The 19,911-nt window shown below is 52.7% G+C and carries 16 protein-coding genes; 7 read left to right on the forward strand and 9 right to left on the reverse strand.

Annotated elements, in window-relative coordinates; genetic code table 11:
- The first annotated feature begins 156 nt into the window (after positions 1-156).
- Positions 157-1,410 carry a uracil-xanthine permease family protein gene (locus K5621_RS10510; protein ID WP_100143729.1) on the forward strand — a complete coding sequence of 418 codons (1,254 nt, stop codon included), beginning with the start codon at positions 157-159 and terminating at the stop codon, positions 1,408-1,410.
- 180 nt (positions 1,411-1,590) lie between these two features.
- Here the strand turns inward: K5621_RS10510 and K5621_RS10515 are convergent, their stop codons facing one another.
- From K5621_RS10515 to K5621_RS10525, 3 genes are all read right to left on the reverse strand, one after another.
- Entirely contained in the window at positions 1,591-1,776 is a 186-nt protein-coding gene (locus tag K5621_RS10515) for a GNAT family protein (RefSeq protein WP_221049207.1), read from the reverse strand.
- 251 nt (positions 1,777-2,027) lie between these two features.
- Positions 2,028-3,965: a sensor histidine kinase gene (locus tag K5621_RS10520; protein WP_221049208.1), complete on the reverse strand. Its 1,938-nt coding sequence runs from the start codon at positions 3,963-3,965 to the stop codon at positions 2,028-2,030.
- 14 nt (positions 3,966-3,979) lie between these two features.
- Positions 3,980-6,199, reverse strand: a complete 2,220-nt coding sequence (locus K5621_RS10525) for a GGDEF/EAL domain-containing response regulator (RefSeq protein WP_221049209.1) — start codon at positions 6,197-6,199, stop codon at positions 3,980-3,982.
- 496 nt (positions 6,200-6,695) lie between these two features.
- On the opposite strand from K5621_RS10525, the gene K5621_RS10530 reads away from it, so the two are divergent.
- Entirely contained in the window at positions 6,696-7,124 is a 429-nt protein-coding gene (locus K5621_RS10530; RefSeq protein ID WP_221049210.1) for a GNAT family N-acetyltransferase, read from the forward strand.
- 69 nt (positions 7,125-7,193) lie between these two features.
- The gene (locus tag K5621_RS10535) at positions 7,194-7,682 is read left to right on the forward strand and encodes a LabA-like NYN domain-containing protein (RefSeq protein ID WP_221049211.1); all 489 of its coding nucleotides are present in this window, start codon (positions 7,194-7,196) and stop codon (positions 7,680-7,682) included.
- Positions 7,683-7,900: 218 nt separating this feature from the next.
- On the opposite strand, the gene ruvB is transcribed toward K5621_RS10535, so the two are convergent.
- The 6 genes from ruvB to K5621_RS10565 form a co-directional block, all read right to left on the reverse strand.
- Complete coding sequence (ruvB, locus tag K5621_RS10540; protein ID WP_100143735.1) at positions 7,901-8,905, reverse strand: Holliday junction branch migration DNA helicase RuvB; 1,005 nt, start codon at positions 8,903-8,905, stop codon at positions 7,901-7,903.
- Between the two features lie 35 nt (positions 8,906-8,940).
- The gene (gene ruvA / locus K5621_RS10545; protein WP_100143736.1) at positions 8,941-9,558 is read right to left on the reverse strand and encodes a Holliday junction branch migration protein RuvA; all 618 of its coding nucleotides are present in this window, start codon (positions 9,556-9,558) and stop codon (positions 8,941-8,943) included.
- A complete protein-coding gene (gene ruvC, locus K5621_RS10550; RefSeq protein ID WP_100143737.1) occupies positions 9,555-10,076 on the reverse strand; it encodes a crossover junction endodeoxyribonuclease RuvC in 522 nt (173 codons plus the stop codon). Before ruvC ends, ruvA begins: the two co-directional genes overlap by 4 nt.
- Before the next feature lie 11 nt (positions 10,077-10,087).
- On the reverse strand, positions 10,088-10,834 hold the full coding sequence (locus K5621_RS10555; RefSeq protein WP_039032909.1) for a YebC/PmpR family DNA-binding transcriptional regulator: 747 nt from the start codon (positions 10,832-10,834) through the stop codon (positions 10,088-10,090).
- A 106-nt stretch (positions 10,835-10,940) separates the two neighbouring features.
- A complete protein-coding gene (gene aspS / locus K5621_RS10560) occupies positions 10,941-12,722 on the reverse strand; it encodes an aspartate--tRNA ligase (protein WP_221049212.1) in 1,782 nt (593 codons plus the stop codon).
- 188 nt (positions 12,723-12,910) lie between these two features.
- Positions 12,911-15,727, reverse strand: coding sequence for a diguanylate cyclase domain-containing protein (locus K5621_RS10565; RefSeq protein WP_245003060.1), 2,817 nt, complete (start codon positions 15,725-15,727; stop codon positions 12,911-12,913).
- 147 nt (positions 15,728-15,874) lie between these two features.
- On the opposite strand from K5621_RS10565, the gene cmoA reads away from it, so the two are divergent.
- From cmoA to K5621_RS10585, 4 genes are all read left to right on the forward strand, one after another.
- The gene (cmoA, locus tag K5621_RS10570; RefSeq protein WP_071237650.1) at positions 15,875-16,606 is read left to right on the forward strand and encodes a carboxy-S-adenosyl-L-methionine synthase CmoA; all 732 of its coding nucleotides are present in this window, start codon (positions 15,875-15,877) and stop codon (positions 16,604-16,606) included.
- Positions 16,603-17,571 carry a tRNA 5-methoxyuridine(34)/uridine 5-oxyacetic acid(34) synthase CmoB gene (cmoB, locus tag K5621_RS10575; RefSeq protein ID WP_100143739.1) on the forward strand — a complete coding sequence of 323 codons (969 nt, stop codon included), beginning with the start codon at positions 16,603-16,605 and terminating at the stop codon, positions 17,569-17,571. Before cmoA ends, cmoB begins: the two co-directional genes overlap by 4 nt.
- A 61-nt stretch (positions 17,572-17,632) precedes the next feature.
- Complete coding sequence (locus K5621_RS10580) at positions 17,633-18,397, forward strand: ATP-dependent zinc protease family protein (RefSeq protein WP_100143740.1); 765 nt, start codon at positions 17,633-17,635, stop codon at positions 18,395-18,397.
- Positions 18,398-18,405: 8 nt separating this feature from the next.
- A complete protein-coding gene (locus K5621_RS10585; RefSeq protein WP_100143741.1) occupies positions 18,406-19,911 on the forward strand; it encodes an inactive transglutaminase family protein in 1,506 nt (501 codons plus the stop codon).

A 19,911-nucleotide genomic window follows, 5' to 3' on the forward strand; every position in this document is an offset into this window, starting at 1 on the left:
TGGCGAGCCGCAGAAATGGAAAAACCTTGGAGTTTGTGAACCCGGGGGAACAACAACACAAACTGTAAAAGTTTGATCTGGACCGCTAAAAAAGGAGTCCACTCTTGGCGTCAAACTGGTAACATTAACCGGTTTAACCACAATACGGATAAAAAAATGAAATACCTTGCCCGTCCTCTGCAAGGCGCACAGATGCTATTTGTCGCTTTCGGAGCCCTGGTGCTGATGCCGCTGCTCACCGGCTTGGATACCAGCGTAGCCCTGTTCACCGCCGGATTCGGCACCCTGTTGTTCCAGTTAGTCACCAAACGCCAAGTTCCTGTTTTCCTCGCTTCCTCTTTTGCCTTTATTCCTCCCGTCATGTATGGCGTTCAAACTTGGGGGATTCCTGCCACTATGGGCGGTTTGATGGCTGCAGGCTGCGTCTACCTAGTGCTGGCTACTGTCGTGAAGCTGCGCGGCAGCGGCATCATCATGAAACTTCTGCCTCCCGTGGTGGTGGGTCCTGTGATCATTATCATAGGCCTAGGCCTGGCACCGGTTGCCGTGAATATGGCGCTTGGCAAAAGCGGTGACGGCAGCCAAGTGCTTGTGTCTCCGGATACCGCCCTTATTGTGTCTCTGGCGTCACTCTTGACTACTATAGCCGTGGCCATTTTTGCCAAGGGACTGCTGAAACTGATGCCAATCTTGGCTGGCATTATTGTCGGTTACGGCCTGAGCCTATTTTACGGCATAGTGGATTTCAATGTCGTGCATGAGGCCGCCTGGTTGGCGATGCCCAACTTCGTTGCCCCAGAGTTTAACTGGCATGCCATCCTCTTTATGATCCCAGTTGCCATTGCTCCGGCAGTAGAACACATAGGAGATATCCTGGCGATTTCCAATGTTACCGGTAAAGACTATTTGAAGAAGCCCGGTCTGCATCGCACTCTTGCCGGAGACGGGGTTGCCACCATAGCGGCCACCGCTTTTGGCGGTCCGCCAAACACCACTTACTCTGAAGTGACAGGTGCGGTGACCCTGACCCGCAACTTCGATCCTAAAATCATGACTTGGACAGCCATTACCGCTATCTTGCTGGCCTTTGTCGGCAAGCTTGGCGCCCTGATGCAAACCATCCCAGTGCCTGTAATGGGCGGTATTATGTGTTTACTGTTCGGTTCTATCGCCGCCGTGGGCCTCAACTCTTTGATCAAGCATCAGGTGGATCTCAGCGAGCCTCGCAACTTGTCTATTGTTGGGGTGACTCTAGTATTTGGTATCGGCGGTATGGCTTTTGGTATTGGCTCCTTCAGCCTCACCGGCATCAGCCTCTGCGGTATTGTGGCGATACTGATGAACCTGCTGCTGCCAGATAGTAAGCCTCATCAAAACCATACAAACAGTTCTGTCGCTGACGAAGCCTGATTTTTCTTGCGCGACCTGGGAGCGCCCTTCATGGGCGCTTTTTCATGTTCAATACCGCTTGAACCCTCAATGACCGGGCGGCATGTTCTGTCGTTGCCCGCTACCAGCGGCTGCAACAGTTGAATTTAAGGTAAATTTGCCTGCATTGCCCTTGTCCAGGCATCTCTTTCTGGCCACATATCAGCGTTGCCTGGCCAGCCCCTGACCTGCAGCATCTTCGCGAACAACCAGATGATACAGATGGCGATTTCCCTCATGCCAATCAACTCCCCAAAGCTCACCGCTACCATCGGCCGTCAAGTGATAACGGTAATCACCGCCAAGATAAATACTGACTCTGGCTGGCGAAATGGAGTCAAGCAGCAAGGTATGAACCTCGCTTCCACAGGATGACAATACGAATTTGCGGGTTTGGGGAATGATTAAGTCACTGATCAACTTGGCATCAGCAGGGGTGGCAATATGGACCTTGACAAGTAAAAGATAACATCTTGTTTTTATGCTGAAATAACTAAGGCGAAATAGCTAAAACGAACTATTTATAACAAGGGCCTGACGCTACCCGCCATGTGTCCAAACACAAAAATGTTGACCAATAAGCTTAGTTCAAACCCGTATCAGCTTGTCGCCAGCTCAGCTTCTTCTTTCGATGATTTGAGCTCAATTTGTTCCAACGGCAAAAGTAAGATCATTGAGGTCCCAATACCATTGATGCCAGACGAAATCCGCACACTTCCTCCCAACACTTCAGTGGTCAGGTGATGCACGATATGCAAACCTAACCCTGTGCCACCGCTACTACGTTTAGTGGTATAAAAGGGATCAAATACCCGTTGATGATCCTGTTCTTTAATCCCGATACCATTGTCCACGACACAGACTTCGACCTGGTTTTGCAGCTTACGGGCACAGATATGTACCTCTCCCCGATCTGCCTCTTCAAAGGCATGGATCAACGCATTGTGTACCAGATTCTGGATCACCTGTCCCAAGGGACCGGGATAACTGAGCATATGGATATCGGAAGGAATATCTGTGATTAGCTTATGATGATAATGTTTCCACTGGCCATGATTCAGTGCCAGAATATCTGCGATCAATTCGTGGAGCCAGAAGGCTTGTCTATCAGCATTAGCTCTATCGGCCGCGACCTGGCGGAATTGTTGGATAAGCAAGGCTGAACGTTTGAGATTGCGCTCGGCCAACGTCAATCCTTCCTCTTGGTATTCAATAAACTCCTCCAATTGCGAACGTTTGATATTACCGTTGTGATAGTCTCGCTTGAGCTCATCCACCCTGTCATTCAGGGCTGTGACACACAACATGGCGGCCCCAATCGGCGTGTTAAGCTCATGAGCAACTCCCGCCACCATCAAACCCAGGGATGATAATTTCTCAGTACGGATCAGTTCTTGCTGTGACGCCCTCAGCTGAGCCAATGTCATTGCCAATGCCGCATTGCTCTGTTGCAATTCATGAGCCTTGGCCGCCAGGCTTAAATTGGATCGCGCCAGAAAAGCCCCCAATAACGTCATACATAAGAGCACCGCGGCCCCCACTCCAGAGTAGAGTTGTTTCAACCTGGCCTGGATAAATAGCGGCTGCTCATCATGGGACAAGGTATACAGCACTGGTACCTGACTGTTGCCATTCAGCTTGGGGCCGACACGAGAAAAGGTCCACATTCCGGAGTCATCGATAAACTGCCCCTGTTGCTCCTGTTGCATTCGCCGCCAAACCTCTGGATGAACCACGGCAAGTCTCTGCTCCGGGTCGTCGAACATAAAGCCCCACTCCCTGTGGCCATCAGTTGACAGCAGCCAATAACCTTCAGCATCCAACAACATGGTCTTGCCAGACTGACGTAGTCGCTCGAGTAAACCACTGCCATCCAGATTCAGTAGCGCCAGTCCTAGTTCCCCGCCATCGGCATTCATCACCTTGGTCGCCACCCGTAAAGTGGGCCGATAGGGTTTCTCTATCTCACCGCCTTCGATATTGAGATCAAAAGGAGAATAATAAACTGCCCCAGGAGCCAGGCGGTTGGCTTCAATCACGTAATAGCGTGACGATTTATCCTGCAATGCCTCAGCGGCGACGACCCGCCTTAGGTTATCCGTATGATCCACCCTGACCCGCTCAACTCCTGAAGTGCCTATCCAGCGCACTTGCATATAGCTGGGATAGGCCGTGCTAAAATCAACAAACAGGCGTTGCAACAAGCTCAGCTGTTCATTCTCATCAAGCTGTGGGTCGGCCAATACCGATGCGGTCATCTGTGCCAGTAAATTCACATCCTGTTTTACCCGAGCCAAGCGCGCATCGAGCACCAGGGTGTCTCTGTCAACCAATTCTTGTTGGGCATAGCGCAACTGATCTATCTGCCATTGGGATGCATAGTGATACATCATCCAACTTCCCAGCGGTACCAGCAGCCACCAAGGTAAAAGATAACTCATCCATGTCAGCCACTTAATGCGCTTTTGCTTCCCGGTTGAGGCTTCCTCTGAACTCAACAGGGCCATCACGGGCTGTTGGGGCAATTCTATCGACATAAGTAAGCTCCCATTCAGCGTTTTTTGAGCCACAACAACAGCTCATCCAGTGGCATGGCCTTACCATACAGCCACCCTTGAGCGATATGACAGCCATTATCCCTGAGCCAGTTGGCCTGACTCTGGGTTTCTACACCCTCGGCAACTACAGAGATGTTCAACCGCCGCCCCAACTCAATGATCATCGATGCCAGAAAACGACTGCGCTCATCCTCATCCAATCTGGAAACAAAGGTCATATCTATCTTCAAGTGATCGGCCGGTAACTGCAGCAGGTATTCGAGCGATGAAAGCCCGGTACCGAAATCGTCTATCGCGACTGTACCTCCCGAAGTACGGTGTCGCTGGAGAATATTAGCCACCTGTTGGAACGATTGCATCATGGCAGTTTCAGTGACTTCCAAACATAAGCGGCTCGGCTCAATCCCGGCCAAACGACATTGTTGTTTGAGCCTATCGAGTACATCCGGCTTATCCAACTGGCGAGCCGAATAATTGAGGCTGATCAGAATATCAGCAAATCCTGCCTGATCCAGCGCATGCACCGCCTGACAGGACAAGGCAACGACTATGTCACCAATGCCATGAATATAAGACGATTGCTCTGCCAACGGAATAAAGGTGCCCGGTGGCACCATGCCGTCTTCCGTCTGCCAACGCAGCAAGGCCTCAACTCCCACAACATCACCGCTGTTCAGATCTATTTGGGGTTGATAATGCAGTACGAATTCCTGGCGTTGAATCGCGGTATGCAACCGTTGCATCAGCTTGAATCTGTGTGCCGCCTGATGTTCAAATTCGGGATCAAACGCTTGTATGCTGCCGGGGCCTCGAGACTTGGCATTTCTGAGCCCGGTACCTGCAGTACGCAGTAAATCGGTGGGATCCTGACCATCGATTGCCAGGGAAACTTCCGTCATACAGGCGGTGAGAATATGACGGCTGCTATCCATTTCAAAAGGCGCACTGAACACCCGCTGCGCCCTGTCGATATTCACCTGCTCCTTATGGCCAACAACGGCAAATAGGTCAGAATGCAGCCGCCCGATGACAGCTGGGCGCGGAAAAACCGCCTCCAACCTTTGAGCAACCGCTTGCAACACCTGATTACCGAACGCAGAACCAAACAGATTATTGAGACCGGAAAAATTATCGAGATCCAATAACAACAAGTTGTACGCATCGACGCCGGACATCGCCTGTAACCTGGAGAGCTCCCGCAGCAAGGCACTACGATTGGGAATGCCGAGTAACTCGTCCTGATAGGCTATCTTATCGAGTCGGCTTATCAGGGCAACATTGCCAAAACCTTTGGAAACATTGGCGGCAAACACCTTGAGCAGCTCCATTTCGGTGTCATCTAAGTTGCGGCCTGTGGCCACATAGATGGCAAACTCGGCCAATGCTGCCGATTTGGGGAAAAACAGCACTTGGCTTTCATCGGTACTGACAAAATGTTTTTCCCTGAGCGCCTGTTCCACCATGGATTGAATGTTAGGATCCGGCAACTCTCTGAGGGAGCGATTAATATACTGACGAAAACGACCACTGCAGGCTATGGTCATGGGCTCAAAGATCTCCTGCCCCGAGCCATCTGCGCTATGGCGCCCCCGATTAACACAAACCAGCCCTTCATCGGCAACATTGATAAGATTGGCAATTTCACTCAAAGTCACCGAGGCTATCTGCGCCAGTGTTCGCAGTCCAAGCAAACGGTTGCTGGACTCGACAATAAGCTGTAAACCGCGGCGTGCTGAGGAAATGGTCTTGAGCTGATGATAATTGCGCACCGCACCTGTGAGTATGTTGCGAATACCGCGGCTGGCGAGATCAGATTTGAGCACATAATCAGACAAGTCATAATCTTGCATCACGGACTCGGCCGGTGCCATTCCAGGCTGACCGGTCAAGAGTACGAAGCGGGTTTCAGATATTCCCAGCAGATCCCGCACCGCCTTGACGAGCCTGAGGCCGGCATCTTCGGTTTCCATTACCACATCGACCAGCACTACGGCAAAGTCGGCGTCTTTCCCCAATAAACTGGATGCCTCGGCCATGCTATAGGCTTGTATGAGTTCGAGGGGACGCCCCATCAGGGTCATTTTATTGATGGCAAAACTCAAGGAGTTCTGGAATTTGACATCATCATCCACCGCCAGAATACGCCACTTGTTGTCGCGCTGATGGGCTTCTTCCGGTAATGTTTCGGACGAAAACAGAAAGTCATCGATCATAGTTACTAATCCCTCAGTCACTTTGCCCGCATCATTGTCTGGACAAAACCTGCAGGAGACCGTTTCCCCTGCCCGGTACTCAGTACTGTTTATCCTGGGCTGTATCCACCCACAGCTAACAACGGACAGCCATTGGTTAGCTGTAACTACTGCGGCAACTTAACCCGGCATCAAGTACTTTCATTACAGTACGCTATGTCTGATTTAAAGTGTAATCCACTTTTGGCTTAGTGCCGGTTAACTGCCAGAATAACAGTGTAAATTTTTTACCAAGCCTTTATTGCCACGGTTAAATGCCCCAACGGCCGACAAAACACCGGCAATGCTGGCCGGATTGAAACGATAAAAAGTAACACTTTGAGCCATTTATCATTTTTTTAGCCGATCCGCTTTGTTATCCTGCCCTGGTATCGGTACTTGCCGAGCCCTTGAATCCATCAGGGTAGCAATCGCCTTAAGATCCATATTCGATGTAAATAATCCACAGGGAAGTCATATGATCCGTTCATTCGCCAAGGAAGACATGTATCCGCTATTGGAAATCTGGTTGACCGCCTCCATAGACGCACACGATTTTATCGCCGCAGATTTTTGGCAGTCCCAACTGGATAATATGCGCCGAGTCTATATTCCAGCAGCTGAGAACTATGTCTACCAGCATGGCGCCGAAGTACTGGGGTTTTATTCTCTCTACGAGAACAGCCTGGCGGCTTTGTTTGTCAAACCTGCTATGCAGGGATTAGGAATTGGCAGTCGCTTACTCGAGCACGCCAGACAGCAAAGAGAACAACTGACCTTGAGTGTTTATTGCGACAACCAGGCCAGTGTCGATTTTTACCAACGCAAGGGGGCTGTGATTATTGGCGAACAAACCTGCGCCAACACAGGCCACAGAGAATATAGCATGCAGCTGACAGGCCTATGACACTGAAAGTGGCTCAGAAAACGCTGTTGCCGACAAAAGTTAGCGCCCTGAAGAGAAGGAACACCTGTTATGAGTGAGCAGCGAGGCAGAGTATTGATCTTGGTTGACGTGCAAAACGTCTACTACACCACCAGACAAGCGCTCGGGTGCAATCTTGACTATAACCGGCTCTGGTCCAGAGTCACCCAGAACCGGCAGTTGGTTAAAGCCTTCGCCTACGCCATAGACAGGGGCGATAAGAAGCAACGGGAATTTCAAAATATCCTGCGGGCCATCGGCTTTGAGGTGAAACTCAAACCCTTTATCCAACGCGCCGATGGCTCAGCCAAAGGCGACTGGGATGTGGGAATTACCATAGATGCGCTGGAATATGCCGATGCAGCGGACACCATAGTGCTGCTGTCCGGTGACGGCGATTTTGCCCTGTTGGCCGAAAAGCTAGGTCAAAAAGGCAAGCGGGTTGAGGTTTACGCCGTTCCCGAATTAACTTCGCTGGCTCTGATCAATGCTGCCAGCGAATTCTTCCCCATAGAGGGAGAGTTATTGCTTGGTCAGTGAGCAGACCTCAAGCCTAGTTGAGAGTGCCTGGCTAAGAGTGGTGAAAGACGCTACCCATATGTTGCCTTTGGAAGCGCCCGAGCACCTGGCCGAGCTTATCAAGAAAAGTTTGCTGTCCTAGCCTCGACGTTTTTCCAAAATCACAAAAAAAGCGGCCACCTTTCAGCTACCGCTTTTTTGTCTTATTCCCATTCTGCCTTACGACTTTGGCCGGTGCGTTATTCGGGTTTTATCATCTCAAAATGGCTGTAGGCCCTGGCTGTGGCTATCCTGCCCCTAGGAGTACGCTGGATAAAACCTTGCTGAATAAGAAATGGCTCCAGCACATCCTCTATGGTTTCCCGCTCTTCGCCTATGGCCGCCGCCAGGTTGTCGAGCCCCACAGGCCCCCCCATAAACTTGTCGATGATCGCCAGCAGCAACTTGCGGTCCATGTAATCGAAGCCTTCGCCGTCCACATCCAGCATATCCAGCGCTTGCTCGGCCACCGACTTGGTGATCCGGCCATCGTGTTTCACCTCGGCAAAATCACGCACCCGTCTGAGCAGGCGGTTGGCGATCCGCGGGGTTCCGCGGGCACGGCGGGCGATTTCCCTGGCGCCGTCAGAGTCCATCTGCAGTTCCAACATCTTGGCAGAGCGGGCAACTATCGTGCTGAGGTCATCGACATTGTAAAACTCAAGTCGCAGCGGGATCCCGAAACGAGCCCTTAACGGGGAAGTCAGCGCACCGGCGCGGGTGGTGGCGCCCACCAGGGTAAATGGCGGCAAGTCCAGTTTGATGGAACGGGCCGCCGGGCCCTCGCCTATCATGATATCCAGCTGATAGTCTTCCATCGCCGGATAGAGAATTTCTTCCACCACAGGGCTGAGACGGTGAATTTCATCGATAAACAGGACATCGCCCGGCTCGAGATTGGTCAGCAATGCCGCCAGATCGCCGGCTTTTTCCAGCACTGGCCCAGAGGTGGACTTGATATTCACCCCCATCTCATTGGCCACTATCATTGCCAAGGTAGTCTTGCCAAGCCCCGGCGGGCCGTAGATCAACATGTGATCCAAGGCTTCCTGGCGGTTTTTGGCGGCTTGAATAAACACCTTGAGCTGAGCGCGTGCCTCATTCTGACCTGTATACTCGTCCAGCAACTTGGGACGCATCGCCCGATCGATAAGCTCCTCCTGAGGAGAGCCTTGGGGTTGGATCAGTCTGTCGGCCTCTATCATGCCTTTACCTTCATTCCTCAGTTATCCGCTCCATGTTACAGCATGGATTTGAGTGCGGCCTTGATCAGGGTTTCTGAATCTATGCCTTCAACAAAGGCGCTGGAAACCGCTTTGCTGGCCTGGGCGGGTTTATAGCCCAAAGAGAGCAAGGCTGCAATGGCATCTTCTTCGGCGCTGTTGGGCGCTTCTACCGGGGTAAAGTTGGACTTGAGTACAAACTCACGCTCATTGCCGCTGGAGGCTTCCATCAGGCTCTTGAGCTTGTCGCGCATCTCAACCAATAAACGCTCGGCGGTCTTCTTGCCCACCCCAGGCAGCTTGACCAAGGTGGCGATATCGTCGCGCTCGACACAGCTGACAAATTCCTGCGCCGTCAGTCCCGACAGTATGGTCAGCGCCAACTTGGGGCCGACACCATTGGCCTTGATAAGTAATCTGAACAGGGCTCTTTCCTGCTTGGTAATGAAGCCATACAGCAGCTGAGCATCTTCACGCACCACAAAGTGGGTATAGAGAGTGGCGCTCTGTTGCAGTTCCGGCAGCTCATAAAAGCTGGTCAGCGGCATCTGCAGTTCATAGCCCACGCCATGCACATCCAACAACACTTCCGGAGCTTGCTTTTCCAGCAATATCCCCTGTAAACGCCCTATCATCTGTATCTTCCATAGCTGCGAGCCGTTGCCCGGCCGCCGAGGGCAACCAGACTCTGGCAAGTATGATAATGACACACGGCCACGGCGAGCGCATCTGCCGCATCCGCCTGCGGGGCGGCCGGCAGTTTGAGCAGCTGCTGGATCATGTGTTGTACCTGGGTTTTCTGGGCCCTGCCCGTCCCGACCACGGCGCTTTTGATCTGGGTTGCCGTGTATTCAGCCACCGGCAAATTCGCCGCAGTGGCGGCCACTATGGCCGCACCTCTGGCCTGGCCCAATTTCAGCGCCGAATCGGCATTTTTGGCCAGAAACACTTTCTCAATGGCAAACTGCTCCGGCTGATATTGGCGGATAATCTCCGACAGGCCGTCGAATATCTGTTTGAGACGGGAGGGAAGGTCCTCGCAGCTGGTGCGAATGCAACCGCTGCCGAGGTAAATCTGGTGTCTTCCCTGACACTGGATCACGCCGTAGCCAGTGATCCGCGAGCCAGGGTCAACACCCAAAATAATCGCCATAGTCCGCCTTATCAGCCGAGGCGTTCCATCACATCATCGGCAATTTCCGCGTTGTGATAAACTTCCTGAACGTCGTCGTGATCTTCCAGTGTGTCGATAAGACGCAGGAACTTGGCGGCGGTATCTTCATCCAGATCGGCCTTGGTCGATGGCACCATGGTCACTTCAGCATTCACCGCTTCAACCCCAATGGCATCCAGCGCATCTTTTACCGCACCGAAATCGGCAGGTGCAGTGTATACATCCACAGAGCCGTCATCATTGCTGACCACATCCTCGGCGCCGGCTTCCAGCGCGGCTTCCATGATGGCATCCTCATCAACGCCCTCTTCGTAGCTGATAACGCCCTGCTTGGTGAACAGATACGCCACTGAGCCGTCTGTCCCCAGGTTGCCACCGGACTTATTGAAGGCATTACGTACGCCGGTCACAGTGCGGTTGCGGTTGTCTGTCATGCACTCGACCATAACGGCGGTGCCGCCTGGGCCATAACCTTCATAAACTACGGTTTCCAGCGCCTGGCCGTCGAGCTCACCAGCACCGCGCTTAACCGCACGATCGACTGTGTCACGGGTCATGTTGTTGGACAGCGCTTTGTCGATAGCGGCACGTAAACGGGGGTTAGAGTCCGGATCTGAGCCACCTTCGCGGGCTGATACTGTCAGCTCGCGGATAAGTTTGGTGAACAGTTTACCGCGCTTGGCATCCTGAGCGGCCTTGCGGTGTTTGATGTTGGCCCATTTACTATGACCTGCCATAGGTATATCTCCTCTCAATACCGGTTTAAATTCAAACCGGTAAAAAAACAGACCGAGGCTTATGCCCCGGTTTGATTCACACTTTTATGACTTCAAGCTCAGTCCTTCAGACTTCAGCTTTGTCGGCCGCCTTTTCAGCAACCTTGATACCCAATTCCACCAGTTGTTGTGGATTGGCCTCACCCGGTGCATTCGTCAGCGGGCAGGCTGCGGTAGTGGTTTTCGGGAACGCCATCACGTCACGAATCGAGCTGGCGCCTGTCATCAGCATTACCAGACGGTCGAGACCGAAGGCCAAACCAGCGTGCGGTGGTGTGCCGTAGCGCAGCGCTTCCAGCAGGAAGCCGAATTTTTCTTTGGCTTCTTCATCTGTGATCCCGAGAATACGGAATACTGTGGCCTGCATCTCCTGATTATGGATACGTACAGAGCCGCCACCGAGTTCGGTACCGTTAAGTACCATATCATAAGCGTCGGATACCGTCTCGGCCGGGTTGGCTTCCAGCTCGGCCGGAGTCACGCCCCGCGGCGCGGTAAACGGATGGTGCACTGCGTACAGGCGACCATCGGCCTTCTCGAACATAGGGAAGTCCACCACCCACAGCGGTGCCCAATCGCCCTGGAGCAGGTTGAAATCTTCACCCAGCTTCAGACGCAGCGCGCCCATGGCTTCGGCAACCACGTTGGCCTTGTCAGCACCAAACAGAATGATATCGCCGCTTTGCGCGCCGGTGCGTTCCAGCAGCGCCTTGACGATATCTTCATTGAGGAACTTGAGCACAGGTGACTGAATGCCTTCCATGCCGGCAGCCAGATCGTTGACCTTCATCCAGGCCAGACCGCGGGCGCCATAGATACCGACATACTTGGTGTAGTCGTCTATCTGCTTACGGGACAGCTCGGCACCACCAGGCACCCGGATAACCGCCACACGGCCTTCAACATCGTTGGCCGGGCCGTTGAATACCGCAAACTCAACATCCTTGACCAGATCGGCCACGTCCACCAGTTCCAGCGGGTTACGCAGATCCGGCTTGTCGGAACCGAAACGGCGCATGGCTTCGGCATAGGTCATGGTCGGGAATTCACCCAGGTCCACGTTGAGCAGTTCGAGGAACAGACCGCGCACCATCTCCTCGGTCTTTTGCATCACCTGCTCAGAGCTCATGAAAGAGGTTTCGATATCAATCTGGGTAAATTCAGGCTGACGGTCGGCGCGCAAGTCTTCATCGCGGAAGCACTTGACGATTTGGTAGTAACGGTCGAAACCTGACATCATCAACAGCTGTTTGAACAGCTGAGGCGACTGAGGCAAGGCGAAAAACTGCCCCTTGTAAGTGCGGCTTGGCACCAGATAGTCACGGGCGCCTTCCGGCGTGGCCTTGGTCAGAATGGGGGTTTCGATATCCAAAAAACCATTGCTGTCCATAAAACGACGCACGGCACTGGTGACCTTGGCACGGAAAATCAGTCGCTGGGCCATTTCCGGACGACGCAGGTCCAGATAGCGATACTTGAGACGCTGCTCTTCGCTGTTGTTCTGGAAGTTATCCATACTCAGCGGCAGAGGGTCAGCGGCGTTGATTATGGTCAGTTCCTTACCCAGCACCTCGATTTCGCCGGTACGCATATGAGCGTTGACCTGGCTGTCGGGACGGGCTCTGACCACACCTTTCACCTGGACACAGAATTCGTTGCGCAGTGTGCTGGCGACATCGAAAACCTCAGGCAAGTCCGGGTCATATACTACCTGGATCAGTCCTTCACGATCCCGGAGATCCAAAAACACCACACCACCCAAGTCGCGGCTACGGTTCACCCAACCCACCAGGGTCACTTCTTGTCCAACGTGGGACTTGTTTACGTCCCCACAATAATGACTGCGCATCTGCTTTATATCCTTTATTCCGGCCTGCTGAGCTCTGGAACGATTCAACACGATAAGAGCGGCATTATAGAGAAAATCTGCCGCTTACCAAAGTACTTCACTTTCAGACGGTGAAGTATCAAACAGTTTGCTCCCTTTGACCAGTGGCTGAAACCAGGTCAAGGCACGAGCGTTCAAAATAACAACAATCAGGCACTACGATAACAACTGCCGCCACTCTCTTTGGCGCGATACATGAGTTGATCGGCCCGTTTGAGCAGTTCGATGGCGTTGTCGCCATCCACCGGATACACGCTGATCCCGACACTGAGCGACAGCTGTACACTGATGTTTTGCCACTTGAGTGGCCCAGCAAGCGATTGGATCAAATTATCCGCCACCTGACAGACGGCATCGAAATCCTGAATTCTATTGAGGATCACCACAAACTCGTCACCGCCAAAGCGCACCAGTGTATCAGATTTGCGGATCACGGCGGCCAGGCGCTGGGTGACCAGCACCAACATTCTGTCACCCACCTCATGACCATAGGTATCGTTAATGGCTTTGAAGCCATCGACATCCAAAAACAGCACCGCAAAACGCTCCTGCTCTCTGGCATGTTGCAAAAACGCCTGCTCCAGCCTGTCATCGAGCAATGCCCTGTTGGGTAAGCCGGTGAGCGGATCGTGATTGGCAAGGTGTGCCATCTTGAGCTCTGCCTCACGCCTTAGGGTAATTTCCCGACTGAGGCGCCGATTGAGTTGCAACACCAGCAGCACAATAAACAGTGCAATCAAGAGTGCCAGCAGAAAATAGCCCAGCCATGTCTTATATTGTTGACTCTTATCGGTGATCACAGTGCCAACCCATTTTTCATGGATCCTTTGCCGTTGGCTGTCATCTATACCGCTTATTACCCGATTAATCAAAGGCACCAAGGGTTTATAGCCGGGTGTGACACCAATATGGCTCTTTTGATCGGCCATGTCGGTTATCAGGTTCATCTTCAGCGCCGGATATTGCCCGGTAGAAAGTGCCGAGGCCAGCGATACCACTTTATCGATAAAGAGATCCGCCCTTCCCTGATTAACCGCCTCCAATCCTTCACGCATACCGGGCACCAACACTGGGCTTATGCCCTGGCTCTTGGCCATGAGTTCACCGGCGAGCTGATAGCCTTCGACAATCGCCACCCGCTGGCCATTGAGTTGCCCCAAGCTATAAAGATTCAAATGTTCGGCAGTAGACACCATGGCCCAGGGCGATGGCCAATAACCATCAGAAAAAGCCAGCGTGACATTTTGTTCATCTCTCGCCGCCAGACTGGCCGCCATCGCCACTTCGCCGCTGCCAAGCGCCTTGAGAAGATCGCGCCACTCATCGAAAGCCACGGGCAGCAGTTTTAGCCCCAACTGCTGCGCCACCCTGGTCATCACATCGGCGTTAATTCCAGCAAACTGCCCCTGCTCATCCTTGAATTCAAAGGGTGGCCAATCCTTGAGATAGCCCACTTTAAGCTCGGGCAAACTATCAAGATAGCCCAGCTCGGCCTGAGTCAATGGCAGCCGACTCTGCTCCCTGCTGTAAACATGATCGTCACTATTGAGCATCCATTTGTTTTCCAGCGCCGCCAACTCATTGCGGGTCAGCAGATTAAAGCCGGCGATGAGCCTTTGGGTCAGGCCCTCATCCTGGCGGCGTGTCAATACATAGATATCTGAGCTGAACTGCAAGGCTTGTGCTTGTTGGTAACCGGCCCAGAGTCCATGAGTCAACAGATAGTGCTGCGTCCAGGCCGAGGGCGAGACAAAGCCTGAGATATCGCCACGGTCGGCGGCGTTGATCATGGCATCGAGAGAGTCAAAATACTTGAGCTGTACCTTGGGCAAGGCCTGTTTCAGCTCTGTGATATAGGGCGATGATGGGAAAATGCCTAAGCGTTTGCCATCCAAAAGTGCCAACGAATCCACCACCTGGCCTTTGAGAAACAGACGGCTGCTTTGGGTGTGTAAGTGCCAGGCACGTTTGAGTCCTGAGCTGAGGTCATCACTTTCCGGGTAGCCTATATGGGCGTCGACAATACCCTGTTTGACCTGCTCCAGAGTACTGTTCATGCTACCGGCAACAAACTCCACCGGTACTCCGGTTTTGGCAGACCATTTGTGCCAGATATCCACATACAGGCCATGGGGTAAACCATCCGGGCCAAGATCGGAAAACGGCTCCATATTCAGTGGCATGGCAACCGTGATCCCATGCTGTTCGGCATGATAACCCAGCCAGCGCCTCTGGGTCTGGATGATAAACTCAGGAGTGATCTGGGCAAAGCCACTATCGATTTCGGCCACTAAGGCCTGCTTGCCCTTGGCAACAGCCGGTGCCACTTGTGAATGCTTGATCAGCATCCGATTGGCGGTGGGATATTGCTGGGCAATACTGCGCGCCAACTGCCGGTCACGAAGATAACCATCCATGCCGGCAAACGCTTTGATTTCTCCTGCGGATACGGCGTTGAGCAACGCATTACGTCCGGGATAGAAGGTAAATGCCAGTCCGGGTTCCAACGCCTTAAGATCCGATTCGTGGGACGAGCCTTTGACTATTCCTATCCGGTACGGCAGCAGTTTATCAAAGCTATCCTTGTGCCTCAGTTCAGAGTGCAGATAGAGGTAGGTATCAATACGACTGATGGGCTTGGCAAATTCAAACTCGGCTTCGCGCTCCGGGGTCAGCGCCAACGCCAGATGCACATCCGCCTTGCCTTCTTTAAGCTGCTTCAGGGAATCGTCCCAGTGCCGCGCCACCAGTGTGATGGGCCTTTGATTGACCCGGCTCCATTCCTGCCAAAGGTCAACCAATATCCCCTGAGGCTGGCCGGTATCATCAACAAATTGGTAGGGATAACTGTCCTCCCCCATCACGATAACGAGTGGCTTGGCGGGAGAAACCGTTTGATTGGCCGCGTCCAGCGGCAGACATACGAGCACACACAATAGACTCAAAAGAGAGGTCAGCGATTTCAAGTGCTTATTTCCTGGTAAGGCGATGTAATTATTTTGTTATTCCCGAGCTATTAGACAAAAAATTTGCGTCAATTACCAGAGCACACTTGCTGCTTTCAGGCGGGATTAGCTAAAATGCGCCACTGATTTTCCCGCACAAGATTTCAGATGAACACTTCTCAAGACACCATATATGCGACTGACTGCGGTCAGGTCTCAGACTTTGCTTTTGATGACAGGGTAGCCGGCGTATTCAGCGATATGATCCGCCGCTCTGTGCCGGGTTACGGCCAGATCATCAACACCATTGGCGACTTCGCCGAACGCTTTGTGACACAAGACAGTAAAGTCTATGATTTAGGGTGTTCTCTTGGCGCGGCAACTTTGAGTATTCGTCGGCGCATTGAAGGTAAGGGCTGCGAGATTATCGCCGTCGACAACTCACCGGCGATGACCGAGCGCTGCCAGGAGTATCTCAATGCTTATGTCAGCGATACCCAAGTGCAGCTTATTTGTGGTGATATTCGTGATATCGCCATCGAAGACGCCTCCTTGGTGGTACTCAATTTTACTTTGCAGTTTCTGCCGCCCGAGGATCGCGATACCCTGATCCAGAAAATATATGCCGGCTTAAGACCCGGTGGCGCCTTGGTGCTGTCGGAGAAAATCCGCTTCGGCGATGAAGTTATCCAGCAAGTACTGGATGAACATCATCTGGATTTCAAACGCGCCAATGGCTATAGCGAGTTGGAGATCAGCCAAAAGCGCAGCGCACTGGAAAACGTGATGAAACCCGATCAGCTCGACAATCACTACAACAGATTATCCCAGGCCGGTTTTGCCCATTACGGTGTCTGGTTTCAGTGCTTCAATTTCACATCCATGGTAGCTATCAAGTGATCAGTTTCAGTAACTTCTATCAACAGATTGCCGACTCCAATCTGCAGCATTGGCTGGAAACACTGCCAGCCAAACTCGGCGATTGGCAAAGAGAGCACAAGCACGGCGCCTTGCCCAAGTGGGAGAAAGTGCTCGCCAAGCTCAACTACCCCGCCCCCGACCGGCTGGATTTCAAAGACAGTGTCACCATTGGCTCAGGTGAGCAACTGGCTGCTGGTCAACGGGAAAAACTGGAAAACCTGCTGCAGTTGCTGCACCCCTGGCGCAAGGGACCGTTTCATATTCACGGCATTCATATCGATACCGAGTGGCGCTCCGATTGGAAGTGGGAGCGGGTCGCTCCTCATATCAGCCCTTTGGCAGGCAGGACTGTGCTGGACGTGGGTTGCGGCAGCGGTTATCACATGTGGCGCATGTATGGTGAAGGCGCCAAAATGGTGGTCGGTGTCGACCCCTCTTCACTATTTTTATGCCAGTTCGAAGCGGTCAAACGCCTCGCCGGCGGCACTCCGCCGGTGCACCTGCTGCCTTTGGGTATAGAAGAACTGCCACCACTGGATGCCTTCGATACTGTGTTCTCCATGGGGGTGCTGTACCACAGGCGCTCTCCCATTGACCACTTGTTACAATTGCGTGATCAATTGCGAACCGGAGGTGAACTCATTTTGGAGACTTTGGTCATAGATGGTGATGAAAATGCCGTACTAGTGCCCCAGGATAGATATGGCAAGATGAATAATGTATGGTTTATTCCGTCCGTTGCCGCGTTGCAACTTTGGCTTGAAAAGTGCGATTTTCGTGAGGTTCGCTGTGTCGATGTCGATGTCACTTCACTGGCCGAGCAACGCTCCACGCCCTGGATGCGCAACGAATCTCTGGTGGATTACCTCGATCCGACCGACATCAATTTAACAGTGGAAGGTTACCCCGCCCCCAAACGGGCCACCTTTATCGCAATTAAGTAAGTCGAGTTCACCGAACCCAATATAAGTGACGCAATCTGGAAAACAGAATACAGGAAGCAACATGTTGAAACAGATGATTTCAATCGCCGTCATGGCCTCCATGGCAACACTTGCCGGCGGCTGCGCCAGCACTCAGGAAGTGGCAAATGCCCCAGTGCCGGTCGACGCCCAGACCTTGCAGTCCAACCTCGCCTCTCAGGAAGCCAGCATAGTCAATGTGATTGCCCAGGCTCAGAATCAACAACAGCAGCATCTGGATGCCTTGAATACTCAACTTGAAGGCCTGCAACAGCAGGTGAAGAAACTGCAGCAGCCCCCCAAGGAAATTATCAAGGAAGTTGAAGTCCCTGCGCCCTGTGAAGCTTCGCCCATTGGCGACAAATATGTTCTCGGCGAAGTTGAGAGCGTCTTTATCGATGAGTTAAATGCCAGCTTCGATACCCGTATCGATACCGGCGCCGAATCCTCTTCACTCGATGCCCGCAACATTATTCTGTTTGAGCGCGATGGCGCCCAGTGGGTGAGATTCGATGTGATGATCAATGGCGCGGATGCACCGGGAAAAACCTTCGAATCCAAGGTGGTGCGTTTTGTCCGTATCAAGCAAGAGGCCGATGAAAAAGACGATCGCCGTCCGGTGATCCATGCCCACCTCAAAATAGGCAAATATGCTGCCGAAACCGACCTTAACCTTACCGACCGCAGTCACCTCGAATACCCTTTACTGCTCGGCCGCAAGTTTATGAAAGACATAGCCGTTGTCGATGTAGGCCAAGCTTACCTGCACGGTAAAGCCAAAGACTTAGTGATTTCGAGCCATAAATAGGAGCGGTAATGCATTCACGGAAACCTTTCTACCTGGTGGTAGCTCTGCTGTTTATTGTTGGGCTCAGCGCCAGTATTTATCGCGGTATTGAGCACAATGTCCCCTTCCTGCCCGGTGAGCAGGTACAGAGTTGGGCAATCGATGCCAAGGTAAGCTTTCAGGGTACAGGAGGCCCGGCAGAAGTCTCTTTTTCTCTGCCACAGGATCCGGCATTTGAAGTCTTGATGGAAAACGCCACCTCCCCGGGTTATGGCCTGACCATCAGCAACAATGAACAGGGCCGCCGCGCGCTCTGGTCTATTCGCCAAGCCAATGGCCAGCAGGATCTCTATTACAAGGTCACCCTGATCCCCACAGGCCGTGAGGAACTCAAGGCTCAGGAAGAACCCCTGCCCCCGGCACCTTATATCTGGTCTGCGACCGAGGAAGCCGCCGCCGAACAGGTCATGAACGAAGCCTGGTCCCGCAGTGCCGGTAACCTCTCTTTTGCCCGCGAGCTTATGCGCGCCATTGCTGGCCGTGATCGCAGTCAAAATATAGAACTGCTGCTCTCGGCTAACTCACCCACCAAGCTGTTTGTCCATATGCTCAACAGCCGCGGTATCCCGACTCAGGAAGTCAATGGGCTGTATCTGGAAGATCAGCGCCGTCGGCAACAGTTGTCTCCCTTTGTCGAAGTCTATCAGGACGGTAAATGGCACCTGTTCGATCTGGTCAAAGGCACAGAGGGCCGTCCGGAAAACATGGTGCTGTGGGAGCGTAGCGGTAAATCGGTATTGGACGTACTGGGTGGCAGCAACTCCCAGGTCAACTTCTCCATGCTGAAAGACACACGTTCAGCCCTGGCGACCTCCATTGATATGATGGCCAAAAACAGCGCCTTCGATTTTTCCCTCTATCAACTTCCGCTGGAAGAGCAGAGCCTGTTCAAGGGTATTTTGCTGATCCCCATCGGAGTGCTGATGGTGGTATTCCTTAGAGTTATCATAGGCATCAAGACTTCAGGTACCTTCATGCCTGTGCTTATCGCCCTGGCCTTTATCCAGACCACACTGCTGACCGGCCTGATAGGTTTCCTGCTGATTGTGGCCTTTGGCTTGATGATCCGCTCCTATCTATCGCATCTGAACCTGTTGCTGATTTCGCGAATATCGGCGGTTATCATAGTGGTGATAGGTATCATAGGCCTGTTTACCCTGCTGTCGTACAAGTTTGGCCTCAGTGAAGGCCTGACTATCACCTTCTTCCCGATGATCATTCTCGCCTGGACCATTGAACGTATGTCTATCCTCTGGGAAGAGGAAGGCGCCAAAGAGGTGATGGTGCAAGGTGGCGGTTCACTTCTGGTAGCCACTCTGGCTTATCTGGCCATGAGCGCCACTTGGGTACAGCACTGGGTGTTCAACTTCCTGGGTATTCATTTGGTGATCCTGGCGCTGGTGCTGCTGATGGGGCAGTACACGGGTTATCGACTGCTGGAGCTCAAGCGCTTCAAGCCACTGGCAGGAGAATAA

Origin of the sequence: Shewanella carassii (assembly GCF_019670705.1) — a bacterium.
Classification (GTDB): Bacteria; Pseudomonadota; Gammaproteobacteria; order Enterobacterales; family Shewanellaceae; genus Shewanella; species Shewanella carassii.

Bases quoted from the DNA above. Each gene is read 5' to 3' on its own strand.
- aspS (WP_221049212.1), bottom strand. From the start codon at position 12,722: ATGCGCAGTCATTATTGTGGGGACGTAAACAAGTCCCACGTTGGACAA.
- K5621_RS10520 (WP_221049208.1), bottom strand. From the start codon at position 3,965: ATGTCGATAGAATTGCCCCAACAGCCCGTGATGGCCCTGTTGAGTTCA.
- K5621_RS10535 (WP_221049211.1), top strand. From the start codon at position 7,194: ATGAGTGAGCAGCGAGGCAGAGTATTGATCTTGGTTGACGTGCAAAAC.
- K5621_RS10525 (WP_221049209.1), bottom strand. From the start codon at position 6,199: ATGATCGATGACTTTCTGTTTTCGTCCGAAACATTACCGGAAGAAGCC.
- cmoA (WP_071237650.1), top strand. From the start codon at position 15,875: ATGAACACTTCTCAAGACACCATATATGCGACTGACTGCGGTCAGGTC.
- K5621_RS10555 (WP_039032909.1), bottom strand. From the start codon at position 10,834: ATGGCAGGTCATAGTAAATGGGCCAACATCAAACACCGCAAGGCCGCT.
- K5621_RS10530 (WP_221049210.1), top strand. From the start codon at position 6,696: ATGATCCGTTCATTCGCCAAGGAAGACATGTATCCGCTATTGGAAATC.
- ruvB (WP_100143735.1), bottom strand. From the start codon at position 8,905: ATGATAGAGGCCGACAGACTGATCCAACCCCAAGGCTCTCCTCAGGAG.
- K5621_RS10510 (WP_100143729.1), top strand. From the start codon at position 157: ATGAAATACCTTGCCCGTCCTCTGCAAGGCGCACAGATGCTATTTGTC.
- K5621_RS10585 (WP_100143741.1), top strand. From the start codon at position 18,406: ATGCATTCACGGAAACCTTTCTACCTGGTGGTAGCTCTGCTGTTTATT.
- ruvC (WP_100143737.1), bottom strand. From the start codon at position 10,076: ATGGCGATTATTTTGGGTGTTGACCCTGGCTCGCGGATCACTGGCTAC.
- ruvA (WP_100143736.1), bottom strand. From the start codon at position 9,558: ATGATAGGGCGTTTACAGGGGATATTGCTGGAAAAGCAAGCTCCGGAA.
- K5621_RS10580 (WP_100143740.1), top strand. From the start codon at position 17,633: ATGTTGAAACAGATGATTTCAATCGCCGTCATGGCCTCCATGGCAACA.